The sequence below is a fragment of the Stenotrophomonas sp. GL_111 genome (genome assembly GCF_057835245.1).
In genome coordinates this window covers 3691338-3706250 of sequence record NZ_CM174421.1, presented here as the reverse complement: position 1 = coordinate 3706250, position 14913 = coordinate 3691338, and the positions used below count along the sequence as shown (strand labels likewise).

13 protein-coding genes are annotated in these 14913 nt (G+C 67.3%); 10 read left to right on the top strand and 3 right to left on the bottom strand.

Annotated elements, in window-relative coordinates; all coding sequences use genetic code 11:
• The first annotated feature begins 317 nt into the window (after positions 1-317).
• From AC3IPM_RS16450 to gnd, 4 genes are all read left to right on the top strand, one after another.
• A complete protein-coding gene (locus AC3IPM_RS16450; protein WP_489301264.1) occupies positions 318-2495 on the top strand; it encodes a carboxy terminal-processing peptidase in 2178 nt (725 codons plus the stop codon).
• 146 nt (positions 2496-2641) lie between these two features.
• Positions 2642-3286, top strand: a complete 645-nt coding sequence (locus AC3IPM_RS16445) for a DUF2242 domain-containing protein (protein ID WP_489301262.1) — start codon at positions 2642-2644, stop codon at positions 3284-3286.
• A 13-nt stretch (positions 3287-3299) separates the two neighbouring features.
• On the top strand, positions 3300-4595 hold the full coding sequence (locus tag AC3IPM_RS16440) for a hypothetical protein (protein WP_489301260.1): 1296 nt from the start codon (positions 3300-3302) through the stop codon (positions 4593-4595).
• Positions 4596-4598: 3 nt separating this feature from the next.
• Positions 4599-5504 (top strand): phosphogluconate dehydrogenase (NAD(+)-dependent, decarboxylating), encoded by a 906-nt coding sequence (gnd, locus tag AC3IPM_RS16435; RefSeq protein WP_489301258.1) that lies wholly within the window; start codon positions 4599-4601, stop codon positions 5502-5504.
• A gap of 311 nt (positions 5505-5815) precedes the next feature.
• On the opposite strand, the gene AC3IPM_RS16430 is transcribed toward gnd, so the two are convergent.
• On the bottom strand, positions 5816-6859 hold the full coding sequence (locus AC3IPM_RS16430) for an oxidoreductase (RefSeq protein ID WP_489301256.1): 1044 nt from the start codon (positions 6857-6859) through the stop codon (positions 5816-5818).
• A 174-nt stretch (positions 6860-7033) separates the two neighbouring features.
• Here AC3IPM_RS16430 and AC3IPM_RS16425 point away from each other — a divergent pair, with 174 nt between their 5' ends.
• The 4 genes from AC3IPM_RS16425 to AC3IPM_RS16410 all read left to right on the top strand — a co-directional run bounded on the left by AC3IPM_RS16425 (position 7034) and on the right by AC3IPM_RS16410 (position 11381).
• Complete coding sequence (locus AC3IPM_RS16425; protein WP_489301254.1) at positions 7034-7408, top strand: BON domain-containing protein; 375 nt, start codon at positions 7034-7036, stop codon at positions 7406-7408.
• Positions 7409-7601: 193 nt separating this feature from the next.
• Positions 7602-9422 carry a sensor histidine kinase gene (locus AC3IPM_RS16420; protein ID WP_489301252.1) on the top strand — a complete coding sequence of 607 codons (1821 nt, stop codon included), beginning with the start codon at positions 7602-7604 and terminating at the stop codon, positions 9420-9422.
• Positions 9419-9859 carry a response regulator gene (locus AC3IPM_RS16415; RefSeq protein ID WP_489301250.1) on the top strand — a complete coding sequence of 147 codons (441 nt, stop codon included), beginning with the start codon at positions 9419-9421 and terminating at the stop codon, positions 9857-9859. The genes AC3IPM_RS16420 and AC3IPM_RS16415 overlap by 4 nt, the downstream gene beginning before the upstream one ends.
• A gap of 4 nt (positions 9860-9863) precedes the next feature.
• The gene (locus AC3IPM_RS16410) at positions 9864-11381 is read left to right on the top strand and encodes an ATP-binding response regulator (protein ID WP_489301248.1); all 1518 of its coding nucleotides are present in this window, start codon (positions 9864-9866) and stop codon (positions 11379-11381) included.
• A 112-nt stretch (positions 11382-11493) separates the two neighbouring features.
• Here AC3IPM_RS16410 and AC3IPM_RS16405 read toward each other — a convergent pair whose 3' ends face one another.
• On the bottom strand, positions 11494-12237 hold the full coding sequence (locus tag AC3IPM_RS16405) for a proteasome-type protease (RefSeq protein ID WP_489301246.1): 744 nt from the start codon (positions 12235-12237) through the stop codon (positions 11494-11496).
• Positions 12238-12321: 84 nt separating this feature from the next.
• Between AC3IPM_RS16405 and folK the strand changes: the two genes are divergently transcribed.
• Positions 12322-12813: a 2-amino-4-hydroxy-6-hydroxymethyldihydropteridine diphosphokinase gene (gene folK / locus AC3IPM_RS16400; protein WP_489301244.1), complete on the top strand. Its 492-nt coding sequence runs from the start codon at positions 12322-12324 to the stop codon at positions 12811-12813.
• Positions 12814-12925: 112 nt separating this feature from the next.
• Here folK and AC3IPM_RS16395 read toward each other — a convergent pair whose 3' ends face one another.
• Positions 12926-13663: a pteridine reductase gene (locus AC3IPM_RS16395; protein WP_489301242.1), complete on the bottom strand. Its 738-nt coding sequence runs from the start codon at positions 13661-13663 to the stop codon at positions 12926-12928.
• A 55-nt stretch (positions 13664-13718) separates the two neighbouring features.
• On the opposite strand from AC3IPM_RS16395, the gene AC3IPM_RS16390 reads away from it, so the two are divergent.
• Positions 13719-14903: a class I SAM-dependent methyltransferase gene (locus AC3IPM_RS16390; RefSeq protein WP_489301240.1), complete on the top strand. Its 1185-nt coding sequence runs from the start codon at positions 13719-13721 to the stop codon at positions 14901-14903.
• The last annotated feature ends 10 nt before the right edge of the window (positions 14904-14913 follow it).

The following is a 14913-nucleotide window of genomic DNA, read 5'->3' as shown; positions in this document are numbered from 1 at the left end:
ACCCGCGCTTCGCCTCCTTCCCCATGCCCGGCGCCGGTCGGCGCGCCCCCTGCGGACGCGCCGCGGTAGTGCCGGCCGCTGGCCGGCAACCCGGCAAACCCCAACGCGGGCGATCCCCCATTCCCTGAACCGCTCCCCCCATCAACGGGCGGTGGCGTGTCCTCGTGGCTGCACATTCACAATTTGCTACAGGGCCCCGTTTACGCTGGAAATACGCGTTGCGCCGGGGTGGATGACAAACCCCGCAACTTTCGGCACTGTCGTGTGGTCTGATCCGCACGCAGTCTCCCCCTTGGCAAGGTGCCATGAGCAAGTCGATGAAATTCAAAGCCCCCGCATTTCTGATGGCCCTGGCGCTGACCGCGCCGCTGGCACTGGCCGCGTATGCCGATTCGCCGGCATTGCCGTCGGCGGCGACCGCCGACCAGGTCACCACCTCCAAGCTCGTCTACGGACTGCTCTCGGACAGCCGCTACGCCTACCGGCCGCGCGCGTTGGATGCGGCCACCTCCAAGGACGTGTTCAAGCGCTATCTGGAAACCCTGGATGGCAGCAAGCAGTTCTTCACCCAGGCCGACATCACCCGGTTTGCGCCGTTCGAGGCCAATATCGCCACGGCCATCCGCGGCGGTGAGCTGGAGCCGGCGTTCCAGGTGTTCGCGGTGTACAAGCAGCGGGTGGGGGAGCGCATCGGCTATGCGCGCAAGCTGCTCAAGCAGGACTTCGATTTCAGCACCGACGACAAGTTCGAGTACGACCGCAAGGACGTGCCGTGGGCGGCCAGCAATGCCGAACTGGATGACCTGTGGCGCAAGTCGGTCAAGAACGACTGGCTGCGGCTGAAGCTGGCCGGCAAGCCGCCGGCCGAGATCCGCAAGACGCTGGACAAGCGCTACGCGACGCTGGAAAAGTCGGTCAATGAGTTGAAGGGCGAGGACGTGTTCCAGTTCTTCCTCAATGCCTACACCAGCGCGGTGGACCCGCATACCGATTACTTCACCCCGCGTACCGCCGAGAACTTCAACCAGGCGATGTCGCTGTCGCTGGAAGGCATCGGCGCGCAGCTGCAGCGCCAGGACGACATGGTGGTGATCCGTGAGGTCATCGCCGGTGGTCCGGCCTCGGTCAATGGCACCCTCAAGCCGGGTGACCGCATCGTCGGCGTCGGCCAGGGCAAGTCCGGTCCGATCGAGGACGTGATCGGCTGGCGCATCGATGACGTGGTGGCCAAGATCCGTGGCAAGAAGGACACCCAGGTGCGCCTGGAGTTCATTCCGGCCGAGGAAGGCGTGGACGGCAAGCACCACACGCTGGTGCTGACCCGGCAGAAGGTGCGCCTGGCCGAACAGGCCGCCAAGGGCGAGACCCTGACCATTCCGGCCAAGGACGGGGAACCGGCGCGCAAGGTCGGCGTGATCAAGCTGCCAACCTTCTACCAGGACTTCGAAGGCCGCCGCCGCAACGCCACCGACTACGCCTCGGCGACCCGCGACGTGGCCAAGCTGCTGGCCGGTTTCAAGACCGACAAGCTGGACGGCGTGGTGCTGGACCTGCGCAACAACGGCGGTGGTTCGCTGGATGAGGCGATCGAGCTGACCGGGCTGTTCATCGAACAGGGCCCGGTGGTGCAGGTGCGCGAATCCGGCGGCCGCGTCACCGTCAACAGCGACCGCAGTGAAGCGGTAGCCTGGGACGGCCCGCTCGCAGTGCTGATCAACCGCGGCTCGGCCTCGGCGTCGGAGATCTTCGCCGGTGCCATCCAGGACTACGGCCGTGGCCTGGTGATCGGTGAGACCACCTTCGGCAAGGGCACCGTGCAGAACATCGTCGACCTGGACCGCTGGCCGTCCGGTGAGGCCCAGCGCTTCGGCCAGGTCAAACTGACCATCGCGCAGTTCTTCCGCGTCAGCGGCAGCAGCACCCAGCACAAGGGCGTGGTGCCCGACCTGGCCTTCCCGGCCAGCGTGGATGCCAGCGAGTACGGCGAAAGCACCTACGACAATGCCCTGCCGTGGACCCGCATCGCGGCCGTGCCGCACACCCAGTACGGCAACTTCGGCCCGCTGCTGCCCAAGCTCGAAACCCGTCATGCAACGCGTATTGCCGCTGACAAGGAATTCCAGTGGTGGAACGAGGACGTGCAGCAGTTCCGCGCCGAGAAGGCCAAGAAGTACATCTCGCTCAACGAGGCCGAGCGCCGCACCGAGCGTGAGAAGCAGGACAAGCAGCGCACCGACCGCCAGGCCATCCGCAAGGAACTGGGGCTGGATCTGGACCCGTTGGCCGATGACAGCAACGATGACGGACTGACCGGCAACGAGCGCGACATCGTCAAGGATGCCGCACGCGAGAAGGCCGCCGAGAAGCGTCCGGACCCGCTGCTGCGCGAGTCGGCCTCGATCCTGGCCGATGCGGTGAACCTGCTGGAAACCGACCGCCCGCTGTCGGCGCAGGTGCTGCCGCAGTCCACCGCGGTGGGCCGTTGGGCCGACTGAAGGGTTAGGCCGGGCCTGTTTGGCTCGGTGCCGGGTGAACACCAGAACAACGAAGGGCCGGCCACTGTGCCGGCCCTTCGCGTTTAAACCTGGCGCATACGCGGGCAGGACTATGCTGGGTCGAGTCTGTTTTCGCAGGAGCGCCTATGCGGCCGTACCTCGCAATCCCGGCAGGCCTGCTGGCCGTGTCGGTCCTTACCGGCTGTGGCGGCCGTGCCGCCGACAGCACCCTGATCCGCGAGTCGTTCGATTCCGGTGACACCTATTCGCGCAGTGTGCCCGGGGCCCCGGGCCAGGCCTGCGAAGCCGCACGCCGCACCCTGCTCAGCCAGGGCTATGCGATCGCCCGTGCCGACACCGATGCGGTGGAAGGCAACAAGAACTTCCAACCGCGCGACGATGAACACGAACAGCTGGTGCTGCGCATTTCCTGCGCGGCACGCGGCGAGCAGGCGCTGGTGTTCGTCAGCGCGGTGCAGGACCGCTATGCGCTGAAGAAGAGCCCGACCTCGGCCAGCGTCGGTGTGGGTGCGCTCGGCTCGGTGTCGCTGCCGTTCGGCAGCAATGACGATTCGCTGGTGAAGGTGGCCAGCAGCACCGTGCAGGATGCCGGCTTCTATCGCCGCTTCTTCGAACGCCTGCAGCAGTACCTGCCAGCGGCGGCGGCAACGCCAACGCCAACGCCAACGCCAACGCCGAAGCCGCCGGAGCCGGTGCCTGCACCGCCGCCGGCCGCAGCGCCCGACCCGGCACCGGTGCCGGTGGTGGATACGCCGGCCCCGGTGAACTGAGCGGGCGCGCAGGGTGCGGCGACGCGGTGCAGCGGGAAGGCGACGCAGGGCGCTGCGCACGGCGCTGGCGCTGGTAGCGGTGCTGGCCGCCACGGCGACGGCGGCCACTCCATCTGCATCCTGTACCGCACAGCTGCTGCAGGAACTCGGCTGGCGCTTTGAAGAGGCGGCGGTGGCGGCCCCAGTGGTGCACGGCGGGGCGGTCTGTGAGCGCGCGGATCTGCAGCAGGCGCAGGCGGCCGGCGATCTGCGCGTGCAGCTGCCGCAAGCGTGGAGCGCCGGGCAACGCGAGGCGTATCTGCCGCAGTTGTTTGATCATCCGGCGACGGTGTGCGCCTACGCGTTCAAACTGGGCGAGGCGACCCGTCGTGCCACCACGCAGCTGCAGGACAATCCGGGCTTTCGCTTTTCGGCGCTGCAGCTGGGCTGGATCGGGTTCGGTGCACGCGGCGCGCAGGCGCAGGGCTGGCAGCGCTTCCGCAGCCTCGGCCGGGGTTACCAGCCGGCGGCCAGCAACAGCAGCGCGCTGCAGCACTTCTACGATGGCCGGGTGCGCGCGGAGTGCGGGGTGGGGCGGCAGGTGGCGCAGTTGGCCACGCAGCGCGAGCTGTATGGCGATGCCGCGTTCGATGCCGCGTTCACGCCGGGCGAGTTGTCGATCGGCACGTTCCTGACCCTGCACCAGACCGACAGCATCCTGCTGGGCCGCCATGCCGGTACGTTCCTGGCCGATGGCAAGGCGCGGCAGACCGCACAGCGTGGCCGGCAGGCGTTTGTGGGCGTGCCGGGTTTCATCGAACACGTGTTCGACCGCAGCTACCTGGATGACATCAACAACCAGGCCGAGAACTTCGTGGTGGTCGATGTCAGCGATGCCGCCGCCAACGCGCTGCGCGAGCACCAGGGCTTTGCCCACTACGATGCGGTGAACCGGCAGATCTGGGCGCTGGCCCGGCAGATGCCGGGGCCGGGCCCACGGCGCTTCGAGCGGCTGCTGGTGGAGCGCGATCCACTGCTGCGGCGGGAGGTGCCGGCCGCGCAGCAGCCGCTGCTGGCTGAACTGGATGCGCTGCTGGACGATCCGTTCTACCGGGGGTTCGTGATTTATGTGCATCCTCGCGGTATACGTCCTGTCGGATATCACATCGCACGCCTGCTCGACCGCAATCCGCGTACGCCGTTTGCCTTCGAACTGGGCCTGCACACTCTGCATACCACGCTGTATCGGCGCTGGATCGACGCACGCCTTCGCCAGTGCGATTCCCCGCCGTCAGCATCCCCGCAACACAACTCGCAAGCTGGAAGGTGATAGATGGACATTGCAATGATCGGGCTGGGCCGGATGGGCGCCAACATGGCCGAGCGGCTGCACCGCGGTGGGCACCGGGTGATCGGGGTGGATCCGGGTGAGGCGGCGCGCAGCGCGGCGGCGGCGCGTGGTTTCGAGGTGACGGCTTCGGTGGCCGAGGCGCTGGCGTCGTTGTCGGTGCCGCGGGTGGTGTGGCTGATGGTGCCGGCCGGGGAGGTGGTGGACCAGACGCTGGCATCGCTGGCGCCGCACCTGTCCGAAGGCGATGTGGTGATCGATGGTGGCAATTCGTACTACAAGGATTCGATGCGGCGTGCGCAGCAGCTGCAGGCCGATGAGGTGACCTACATCGACTGCGGTACCAGCGGTGGGGTGTGGGGGTTGCAGGAGGGCTACAGTCTGATGATCGGCGGCGATGCGGCGGCGGTGGCGCGCATTGATGCGATCTTCCGCACGCTGGCGCCGGGCGAGGACCGGGGCTGGGCACATGTGGGGCCGGCCGGTGCGGGGCATTTCTGCAAGATGGTGCACAACGGGATCGAGTACGGAATGATGCAGGCGTACGCGGAGGGCTTTGCGTTGATGCAGCACAAGACGGAATTCAATCTGGATCTGGCGCAGGTGGCCAAGGCGTGGCAGCACGGGAGTGTGGTGCGTTCGTGGCTGTTGGATCTGAGCGCGGATGCGCTGGGTCGCAATCCGCAGCTGGAGGGGATTGCACCGTTCGTGGAGGATTCGGGCGAGGGGCGGTGGACGGTGGCCGAGGCGATCGATCTGGATGTGGCGGCGCCGGTGATCACGCTGTCGCTGTTGGAGCGGTTGCGCTCGCGCGAGAAGAATTCGTTCAGTGACCGTCTGTTGGCGGCGATGCGCAATGAGTTTGGTGGGCATGCGATCAAGAGCAGCTGAGGCTCTATCGTTTAAGCAACGGCAACGGCAACGGCAACGGCAACAGCCGGCGTGTTGCTGTTATGGGCGGGGAGGGCGTCGGGCCACCCTGCCCAGGACACGCCGTGAACCCGTCCGTGGGGGCTTGTTGGCAACATCCATGTTGCCAACAGTCCTGGGCAGGGTGGCCCGACGCCCTCCCTCAAGGATGGCCAGTACCGGTGGGGTAGAGCCACGCCATGCGTGGCTACGCAGCAACGATCGGATATCGCCACGCCATGCGTGGCTACGCAGCAACGATCGGGTATCGCCACGCCATGCGTGGCTGCTTTTCAGGACAACGCGATGCGTTGTCCGCGTTGCGCGCTTTGCCTGCCGGCGTCCAGCAGGCGCATGACCTGCAGGGCCTGTTCGGTGCTGACCGGCGGCGCGCCCTGGTCGAGGATGGCATCGCGGAACTGGGCGTAGAACTGCCGGTAATCCCCCGGCAGGTTGTCCACGCTGCTGCGGTGGCTGCGGCCTTCGCTGTCGATGATCACGTGCTGGCCGTGCTGCGGGTCCAGGCCCCAACCCGGTGCGCCGGGGGCGGTGCCGTGGCGGAGCTGGTCTTCCTGTACGTCGCGGCCTTCCTTGAGGTAGCTGCCTTGGCTGCCGTGCACGGCGAAGCGGGGCGCGGAGGCGGCGACGAGTGAGCCGGCGTGCACGATGGCGCGGTGGTGGGGGTAGTGGAGTACGGCGTGGAAGTAGTCGTCGCTGCGCGCGTGATCGCGCTGGGCCATCAGGTCGGCGGTGATGGCCTGGGGCCAGCCGAACAATTGCAGCATCTGGTCGAGCAGGTGGGGGCCCAGGTCCATCCAGAGTCCGGCACCGGGCACGTCGCTTTCGCGCCAGCGTTCGCGTACGTCGGGGCGGTAGCGGTCGAAGTGCGAGTGGCATTCGGCGATGCGGCCGAGCCGGCCTTCAACGAGCAAGCGGCGCAGGGTGAGGAAGTCGGCATCGAAGCGACGGTTCTGGAACACGCAGACCACGCGCTCGGCAGCGTGCGCGGCGGCGATCACGGCTTCGGCTTCGGCGGCGTCCAGGGTGAAGGGTTTGTCGACCAGCACGTGTTTTCCCGCGCGCAACGCGGAAATGGCCAGGGGCGCATGGGCATCGTTCGGGGTGGCGATGACCACTGCATCGATGGCCGGGTCATCCAGCAGCTGCTGCGGGTCGGTGGCGATGCGCACGTCGGTGAAGCTGCGCAGCAGGCGGTCGCGTTGCGAGCTGACGATGCTGTGCAGGGCCAGGCCCGGGGTGTGCTGGATCAGCGGGGCGTGGAAGACGCTGCCGGCCAGCCCATAGCCGATCAATCCAAGCTGCAGTTGGGCGCGCATGGCATGCTCCGCGAAAACAACGGGAAAGACAGCGTAACGGCTGCGCGGCGTGGGCGCGAACATGAACCGTTGTGCAGGTACCTGAGTGGTTCACGGCAACGTGATGTGGCGGCGACGTGTCCACAACGGCCGGCCCGCGACACTGGGGCCACAACCGCAAAGGAGCGTGTGAACATGACCAACACTACCCGTAATCTGCTTGCTGCGTCGCTGGCCCTTGGCATGCTGGTGGGCACCTCGTCGGTGATGGCCAAGACGCCGCCGAAGAGTACCGAAGCCACGCCGATGACCCATGCCGACACGCATGAATCGGCCGAGCCGGTGACCGACAGCTGGATCACCACCAAGGTCAAGACCGATCTGCTGACCAGCAAGAACGTACCGGGCACCGAGGTGAAGGTGGAGACCGTCAACGGCGTGGTGACGCTGACCGGTGCGGTGGCCAGCCAGGCCGAGCATGACAAGGCGGTCCGCGTGACCGAGGGCATCAAGGGCGTCAAGCGCGTGGATGCCACGGGCCTGAAGGTGGCCGCCAGCGCCAAGCGCTGAAGCCAGCACATTTCCATCCCCTGGGGCGCGCCGTCTGGCGCGCCTTTTTTAATGATTCAGAAAACAGAACGGGCTGCGTATTCAGATTTGGGCTAGGTTATATTGATCGCTTCGCCATCGCTGGCCAGGCGTCCATCGCGTCCCGAGGCAGGGGAGCACCGCCGGCCACGGCAACGTGAGTTCAAGAGGGACTATGGCGCTGGTTTTCAGTGATGACATCTGGGATCGCTGGCGCTTGCCGGCGCTGGCACTGGCGGCGGCGGCGATCATCATCGTGCCGTGGCTGACGCTGCGCCAACTGTCCGACGACAACGTGGAGGCGATGCGCTGGGTGACCCACACCCAGGATGTCGGTGTGGCGGTGTACCAGCTGCAGGCCGATGTGCGCGACGTGGAATCGGCCGCGCTGACCATGTCCAAGGGCATCGATGCCCCCGGCCTGCGTGAGCGTTTGGCCCAGGCCAACGATATTCCCGGGCGTCTGCAGCGGCTGACCGAACTGACTCGCGACAACCCCGAGCAGCTGGTCCGGATCGGGCGCATCCAGTCGATGCTGGAGCGGCGCATGGACCTGGCCAAACAACTGGCCCGTTCCTCGCCGGACATCGATCAGCGTCAGCTGGTCCAGGACCTGACCACCCGCTACCCGATTCGTGGCTTGATCGAGGAACTGCAGGCCAATGAGGAAAACCTGCTGCGCGAGCGCAACGAAATATTTGCGCAGCAGCAGCGCCAGGGCGAACTGGTGTCGTGGTCGGCGTTGATGGTGCAGCTGGCGTTGCTCGGGCTAGTGCTGTGGCTGCTGCATCGCCAGATCGGCCATCGTGCGGTGGCCGAACGGGCCTCGCTGCGTTCGGCGGCGCGTGCGGCCTCGGTGCTGCATACGGTACGCGAGCCGATCGTACTGCTGGATCGTGATCTCAAGGTGCAGCTGCACAACCCGGCGTTCGCCGAGCTGTACGGGCTGGACGACAGCGATGAGGGTGAGATCCGCACGCTGGACAGCATCGGCAACGGGGCCTGGCACGATGCGGTAGTGCGCCAGCGCCTGATCGACGTGCTGCTGCGCGGCCGCGAACTGTGGGACTACGAACACGAACAACGCACCGCCGATGACCAGGTGCGCACCATGCTGATCAATGCCCGGCGCATGCCGCTGCCGGACAAGGATGACGAAGTGGTGCTGATGACGGTCAGCGACGTGACCGTGCAGCGTGCCGTGCAGCAGCGGGTCGAGGAATTGAACCGCCAGCTGGAGGGCAAGGTCGAGCAGGTGTCGGAGGTCAATCGCGAACTGGAAGCATTCAGCTATTCGGTCTCGCACGATCTGCGCGCGCCGCTGCGCCACGTGGCCGGCTTCTCCGACAAGCTCACCCGCCACCTGGGCGAGGAGGCCGACGAGAAGTCGCTGCACTACCTGGGGGTGATCTCAAACTCGGCACGGCGCATGGCCGCGCTGATCGACGACCTGCTGGTGTACTCGCGGCTTGGCCGCGCGGCGATGCGCATGCAGGCTGTGGACATGCAGTCGCTGGTTGCCGATACCCGCGCGATGCTGGATGCCAACGCGCAGAGCGAGGCCGAGGAAACCGGCGTTCAGCGTCAGGTCGAGTGGAAGATTGCACCGTTGCCGATCCTCGTCTCCGACGAAAACATGATGCGCCAGGTCTGGCTGAACCTGTTGGGCAACGCGATCAAGTATTCTTCCAACCGCGATCCGGCCCGGATCGAGGTCGATTACCAGCTGCAACCCGATGGCGGCCACCTGTTCACGGTCCGCGACAACGGCGCGGGCTTTGACATGGCCTACGCCGGCAAGCTGTTTGGTGTGTTCCAGCGACTGCACAAGGCCAGTGACTATCCCGGCACCGGGATCGGCCTGGCCAGCGTGCGTCGCGTGCTGACCCGCCACGGTGGCCGCATCTGGGCCGAGTCGGTGGTCGACGAGGGCGCCACCTTCCACTTCCTGCTTCCTCCTGCGCTCGACGCAATCAACAAGGGCTCTGCCGCATGACCGCACTTCGTACCATCCTCCTCGCCGAGGACAGCCCTGCCGACGCCGAGATGGCGGTTGACGCCCTCAAAGAGGCCCGTCTGGCCAACCCGATCGTGCACGTTGAAGACGGCGTGGAAGCGATGGACTACCTGCTGCGCCGTGGCGCCTTCGCCAATCGCGAAGAAGGCCTGCCGGCGGTGCTGCTGCTGGACATCAAAATGCCGCGCATGGACGGCCTGGAAGTGTTGCGTGAGATCCGCAACACCGAAGAGCTCAAGCGCCTGCCGGTGGTGATCCTGTCGTCCTCGCGCGAAGAAAGCGACCTGGCCCGCAGTTGGGACATGGGCGTGAACGCCTACGTGGTCAAGCCGGTGGACGTGGACCAGTTCTTCGGTGCCGTGCAGACCCTGGGCAAGTTCTGGGCCGTGATCAACCAGGCCCCGGAGTTCGAGTAAGCCCATGCCGCTGACCGGCCCATCCCTGGGAATGCTGCGCGTGCTACTGGTGGAGGACTCCCCGGAAGACGCCGAACTGATGTGCGAGCAGATGCTCGAATCCGGCCTCGAAGCCAGCTTCGAACGGGTCGAGAGCGCCGATGAACTGCGCGAGGCGCTGCTGCGTTTCGCACCGGACATCGTGCTGTCTGACCTGAGCATGCCGGGTTTTTCCGGCAACGAGGCGCTGCAGATCGTGCGCAACTGGCACCCCGATGTGCCCTTCATCTTCGTGTCCGGCACGATGGGTGAGGAAAACGCAGTTGCGGCTCTGCACCAGGGCGCCAACGACTACATCATCAAACACCAGCCGGCGCGCCTGCCCTCGGCGGTGGCGCGTGCGGTGCGCGAGGCACGCAGCGCGATCGACCGCCAGCGGGTGGAAGCCGAGCTGATGCGCGCGCAGCGGCTGGAAAGCCTGTCGCTGCTGGCCGCCGGGCTCAGCCACGACCTGCGCAATATCCTGCAGCCGCTGCTGATCATGCCGGACCTGCTCAAGGCGCGCACCGACGACCCGCAGCTGCACCACCTGGCCGATGTGATCGCCGAGTGCGGCCGGCGCGGCCACGAGATGGCCGAATCGATGCTGTCCTTCGTGCGCGGCTCGCGCAAGCCCAGTGAACAGATCTGCATCGCGCACCTGTTCGAAGGGGTCGAGCTGCTGCTGCGCAGCAACCTGCCGGACCGGGTCACCCTGCACCTGGACGTGGCCGATGACGGCCTGGCGGTGGACGCCAACTACACCGAGCTGCAGCAGGTGCTGTTGAACCTGTCGTTGAATGCGATCCAGGCGATGCCTTCCGGCGGCCGCCTGACCCTGCGCGCCGCGGCCGACGTGGACGGCCAGGGCGAGGACTGGCTGCGCATCTCGGTGACCGATGAAGGCACCGGCATGGACGCGGACACCTTGTCGCACCTGTTCAATCCGTTCTTCACCACCAAGGCCAACGGCACCGGCCTGGGGCTGATCTCGTGCAAGCGCATCGTCGAGGGCGCGCACGGCAGCATCCACGTCGACAGCACGCTGGGCGAGGGCACCCGTTTCGACCTGCTGCTGCCGATGCAGGAAGTGGCCGCCGACAGCGAAGCCATCGACCAGCCGATCGCCGCCGGTACCGGCCAGTCGATCCTGGTGGTCGACGGCGAGGCCACGCGGCTGTCGCTGCTGGGCAACGCGCTGTCCAGCCAGGGTTACCACCTGCAGCTGGCTTCCGACGGCGCTGCCGCGCTGCGCTGGATGCAGCAGGAAGCGATGCCGGCCCTGGTGATCGCCGATGCCGGCTCCAAGCTGCTCTCGGCCAGCCACCTGCTCGGCGAGATGGCCACGCTGGGCTATCGCGGCCCGGCGCTGGTGCTGGAAGAAGCCGACGTGACCGTGCCGCTGGCGGTGTTCCCGCCGATCATCAACGTGCACGTGCTGCGCAAGCCGCTGGAAATGCAGCAGGTGTTCCGCTCGGTGGCCGAGGCGCTGGAGACAGCTTGAAGCCTGTGCCGGCCGGCGGCCGGCACCTACTGCGTTCGAAACGGTAGTGCCGGCCGCTGGCCGGCAACCCCTGTAACACCGGGGATCGCGAGGAGCCGGCCAGCGGCCGGCACTACCCGGATTCGGCCTCCCAGGGGAAGCCGGGCAGGCTGGCCACGGCCTGCTCGAGTTTGTGCGACCAGCTGCCGTGGATCTGCGCGTACAGCGGGGAGTCGCCGGCCAGGCGCATGCGCTGGCTGATGCGCAGGTCGCCACGGCGGATCAGTACCAGGTCCACCGGCAGGCCCACCGACAGGTTGGAGCGGATGGTGGAGTCCAGCGACACGATCGCCGTGCGCGCGGCATCCTCCAGCCGGGTCTGCGGGCGCAGGATGCGGTCCAGGATCGGCTTGCCGTACTTGGACTCGCCGATCTGCAGAAACGGCGTTTCCGGCGAGGCGGCGATGGCATTGCCGAGTGGATAGATCATGTACAGCCCGGGCTGCTCGCCACCGATCTGGCCGCCCAGGATCAACGTGGCCTGGGTGTTGACCCCGTCGTGGCCATGCTCGGGGTGGCTGGTCTTGACCTGGCTGTCCACCAGCACCCGCCCGACATACTCGGCTACCTCGAACAGGTGCCGGTAGGCGCACAGGTTTTCCGCGCGCTGCTCGTCCACGTCACGGCGCAGCCGCGAGACCAGCAGCTGGGTGGTGGCCAGGTTGCCGGCAGCCATGATCACGAAGGCTGCCTGCCCCGGGAATTCGAACTCGTGCAGCTTGCGGTGCACGCGCACGTCGTCCAGCGAGGCGTTGGTGCGGGTATCGGCGGCGAAGACCAGGCCCTCGTCCACCGCGATGCCGACGCAATAGGTCATGGTGGTGCCCTATGATGTGCACCCCGATTCTATGCGGTGGCCCTGTTGGCCCCGTGTGGATTCGCCCCACGCACGCTGAATACCATGACCACTGCGCTCCTCAGCCTGGGCAGCAACCTGCAGCCGCAACAGCATCTTCACGCCGCGGTGGCGGCCCTGCGCGAGCGTTTCGGCGCGATCCGGGTGTCGCCGGCCTACCGCACCGCCGCGGTGGGCTTCGACGGCCCGGACTTCCTCAACAACGCCGTGGCGATCGAGACCGAGCTGCCGCTCGATAGCCTGGACGCGTGGCTGCATGCGCTGGAAGACGCGCATGGCCGCGACCGCAGCGGCCCGCGCTTCAGCGACCGCACCCTGGACATCGACGTGGTGTTCTACGGTGACCTGATCGTGGAAGGCCCCGGCCACCTGCGCATCCCGCGCCCGGAGCTCAAGCACGCCTTCGTGCTCAAGCCGCTGGCCGACATCGCCCCCGCGTTCATCGACCCGGTCAGCGGGCTGGACCTGGCCACGCTGTGGCGCGCGCACCGGCAACATGACGACAGCTTCGACACGCTGGAGCTGATGCCCGGTTGACCCGGGTATGCCGACCGCGCCCGGTAGTGCCGGCCGCTGGCCGGCAACCAGGCGATGTCGGGTTCAGCAGATGTCGGGTTCAGGCGAGCCGGCCAGCGGCCGGCACTACCGCTCAAGAGAGGGTCCGCCCACCATCCACGCGCAGCGTGTGGCCGGTGATGAACGGAGCGTCGCTGACCAGCCAGTACACCGCTTCGGCGATTTCCTCGACGGTGCCGGTCCGCGCCAGCGGGGTCCGTGCCAGCACGGCCTGCTGGGCGAAATCGTCCTTGCCCTGCTCGGGCCACAGGATCGCGCCGGGCGCCACCGCGTTCACCCGCACCTTGGGCGCCAGTTCCAGCGCCAGCGAGCGGGTGACCATCTCCAGCGCGGCCTTGGCCGCCGCATAGACCGGGTGGTCGCGCATCGGCTGGGTGCCGTGCAGGTCGGTCAGGTTGACGATGCAGCCCTGGTGGCGGCGCAGCTGCGGGGCGGCGGCCTGGGCCAGCAGCAGCGGCGCGCGTGCGTTGACCGCGAACAGGTCGTCCCAGTGCTCGGCGGTGATCTGGCCCAGCAGGGTGGGGTAGAAGTTGGACGCGTTGTTGACCAGCGCATCCAGCCGCCCGAACTGGGCCACGGTCTGTTCGACCAGATCGGGCAGGGCCTCGGCATCGCGCAGGTCGGCCTGCAGGGCCAGCACGCTGCCGGGCCGCAGCATGTCCAGGTCGAAGGCCATCTGCTGCAGTTCGGTGGTGGAGGTATGCGCGTGCAGCACCACCGACCAGCCACAGGCGTGGAACTGGCGGGCGATGGCCGCGCCGATCCGGCGTGCGCTGCCGGTGATCAGCACGACGGGTGCGGTGGCGGTCATCGGGGGTACTCCCTGCTCGGCTATGCTGTGCATTGTCACCGCAATCGCCTGCACCATGCATTCCCCACTGCCCCCCCCCGATTCCGACGCCCTGGCCCACAGCGACCAGCTGGCGGCCGCGCTGCGCGCGGAAATCCTCGCCAATGGCGGCGCCATGCCGTTCGCACGGTTCATGGAGCTGAGCCTGTATGCGCCCGGGCTGGGCTATTACAGTGCCGGTGCCAGCAAGTTCGGCGCGACGGGTGATTTCACCACCGCACCGGAACTGGGCCCGCTGTTCACCGCGACCCTGGCCAATGCGATCGCCCCGGTGATGCAGCAGCTGGGCCCGCAGGCCCGTTTCATGGAGCTGGGCGGCGGCAGCGGCGCCTTCGCCGAGATCCTGCTCAAGCGCATGCTGGAACTGGATGCGCTGCCGGCGCGCTACGCGATCCTGGAGCCCAGCGCGGACCTGCGCGAGCGCCAACGTGAGCGCCTGGAGCAGGCGTTGATCCCGCCGCTGTTCGCGCTGGTGGAGTGGCTGGACGGCCCGTTCGATGACGACTGGGACGGCATGGTGTTCGCCAACGAAGTCATCGACGCGCTGCCGACGCCGCGCTTCCTGGCCCGTGACGGCATGGTCTACGAAGAGACCGTGGAGCTGGACGCCGACAACGCCTTCATGCGCGGTGCGCAGCCGGCCGATGCGATGCTCAGCGCCGCGGTGCGGCATGTGGAGGCCTACCGCGAGAAGCCCTTCGCCGACGGTTACCGCTCCGAGCTGCTGCCGCACCTGCCGTACTGGATCCAGGCGGTGGCCGGTGGCCTGCAGCGCGGGGCGATGCTGTTCGTCGACTACGGCTACCCGCGCAACGAGTTCTACCAGGATGACCGCGACGATGGCACGGTGCGCGCGTTCTACCGCCACCACGTGCACAACGATATCTACCGTTGGCCGGGCCTGCAGGACCTCACCGCGTCGGTGGATTTCACCGCCCTGGCCGAGGCCGGCACCGGTGCCGGGTTCGAACTGGCCGGCTACTGCACGCAGTCCAGTTTCCTGCTCGGCAATGGTCTGGACACGCTGCTGGAGAAGGCCGAAAGCCGCGTTGATGAACTGGGCAAGGTGCGCCTGCGTGACCAGGTCAAGAAGCTCACGCTGCCCAGCGAGATGGGCGAGCGCTTCCAGGTGATGGGGTTCCAGCGCGATGTCGATTTTGAAGCCGCGTTCGCGCTCGGCGACCTGACCTGGCGGCTCTGACATGACACCG

What these genes read in the sequence shown, in the direction of transcription:
- AC3IPM_RS16450 (WP_489301264.1), top strand. Translation starts at nt 318, where the DNA reads ATGAAATTCAAAGCCCCCGCATTTCTGATGGCCCTGGCGCTGACCGCG.
- AC3IPM_RS16445 (WP_489301262.1), top strand. Translation starts at nt 2,642, where the DNA reads ATGCGGCCGTACCTCGCAATCCCGGCAGGCCTGCTGGCCGTGTCGGTC.
- gnd (WP_489301258.1), top strand. Translation starts at nt 4,599, where the DNA reads ATGGACATTGCAATGATCGGGCTGGGCCGGATGGGCGCCAACATGGCC.
- AC3IPM_RS16430 (WP_489301256.1), bottom strand. Translation starts at nt 6,859, where the DNA reads ATGCGCGCCCAACTGCAGCTTGGATTGATCGGCTATGGGCTGGCCGGC.
- AC3IPM_RS16425 (WP_489301254.1), top strand. Translation starts at nt 7,034, where the DNA reads ATGACCAACACTACCCGTAATCTGCTTGCTGCGTCGCTGGCCCTTGGC.
- AC3IPM_RS16420 (WP_489301252.1), top strand. Translation starts at nt 7,602, where the DNA reads ATGGCGCTGGTTTTCAGTGATGACATCTGGGATCGCTGGCGCTTGCCG.
- AC3IPM_RS16415 (WP_489301250.1), top strand. Translation starts at nt 9,419, where the DNA reads ATGACCGCACTTCGTACCATCCTCCTCGCCGAGGACAGCCCTGCCGAC.
- AC3IPM_RS16410 (WP_489301248.1), top strand. Translation starts at nt 9,864, where the DNA reads ATGCCGCTGACCGGCCCATCCCTGGGAATGCTGCGCGTGCTACTGGTG.
- AC3IPM_RS16405 (WP_489301246.1), bottom strand. Translation starts at nt 12,237, where the DNA reads ATGACCTATTGCGTCGGCATCGCGGTGGACGAGGGCCTGGTCTTCGCC.
- folK (WP_489301244.1), top strand. Translation starts at nt 12,322, where the DNA reads ATGACCACTGCGCTCCTCAGCCTGGGCAGCAACCTGCAGCCGCAACAG.
- AC3IPM_RS16395 (WP_489301242.1), bottom strand. Translation starts at nt 13,663, where the DNA reads ATGACCGCCACCGCACCCGTCGTGCTGATCACCGGCAGCGCACGCCGG.
- AC3IPM_RS16390 (WP_489301240.1), top strand. Translation starts at nt 13,719, where the DNA reads ATGCATTCCCCACTGCCCCCCCCCGATTCCGACGCCCTGGCCCACAGC.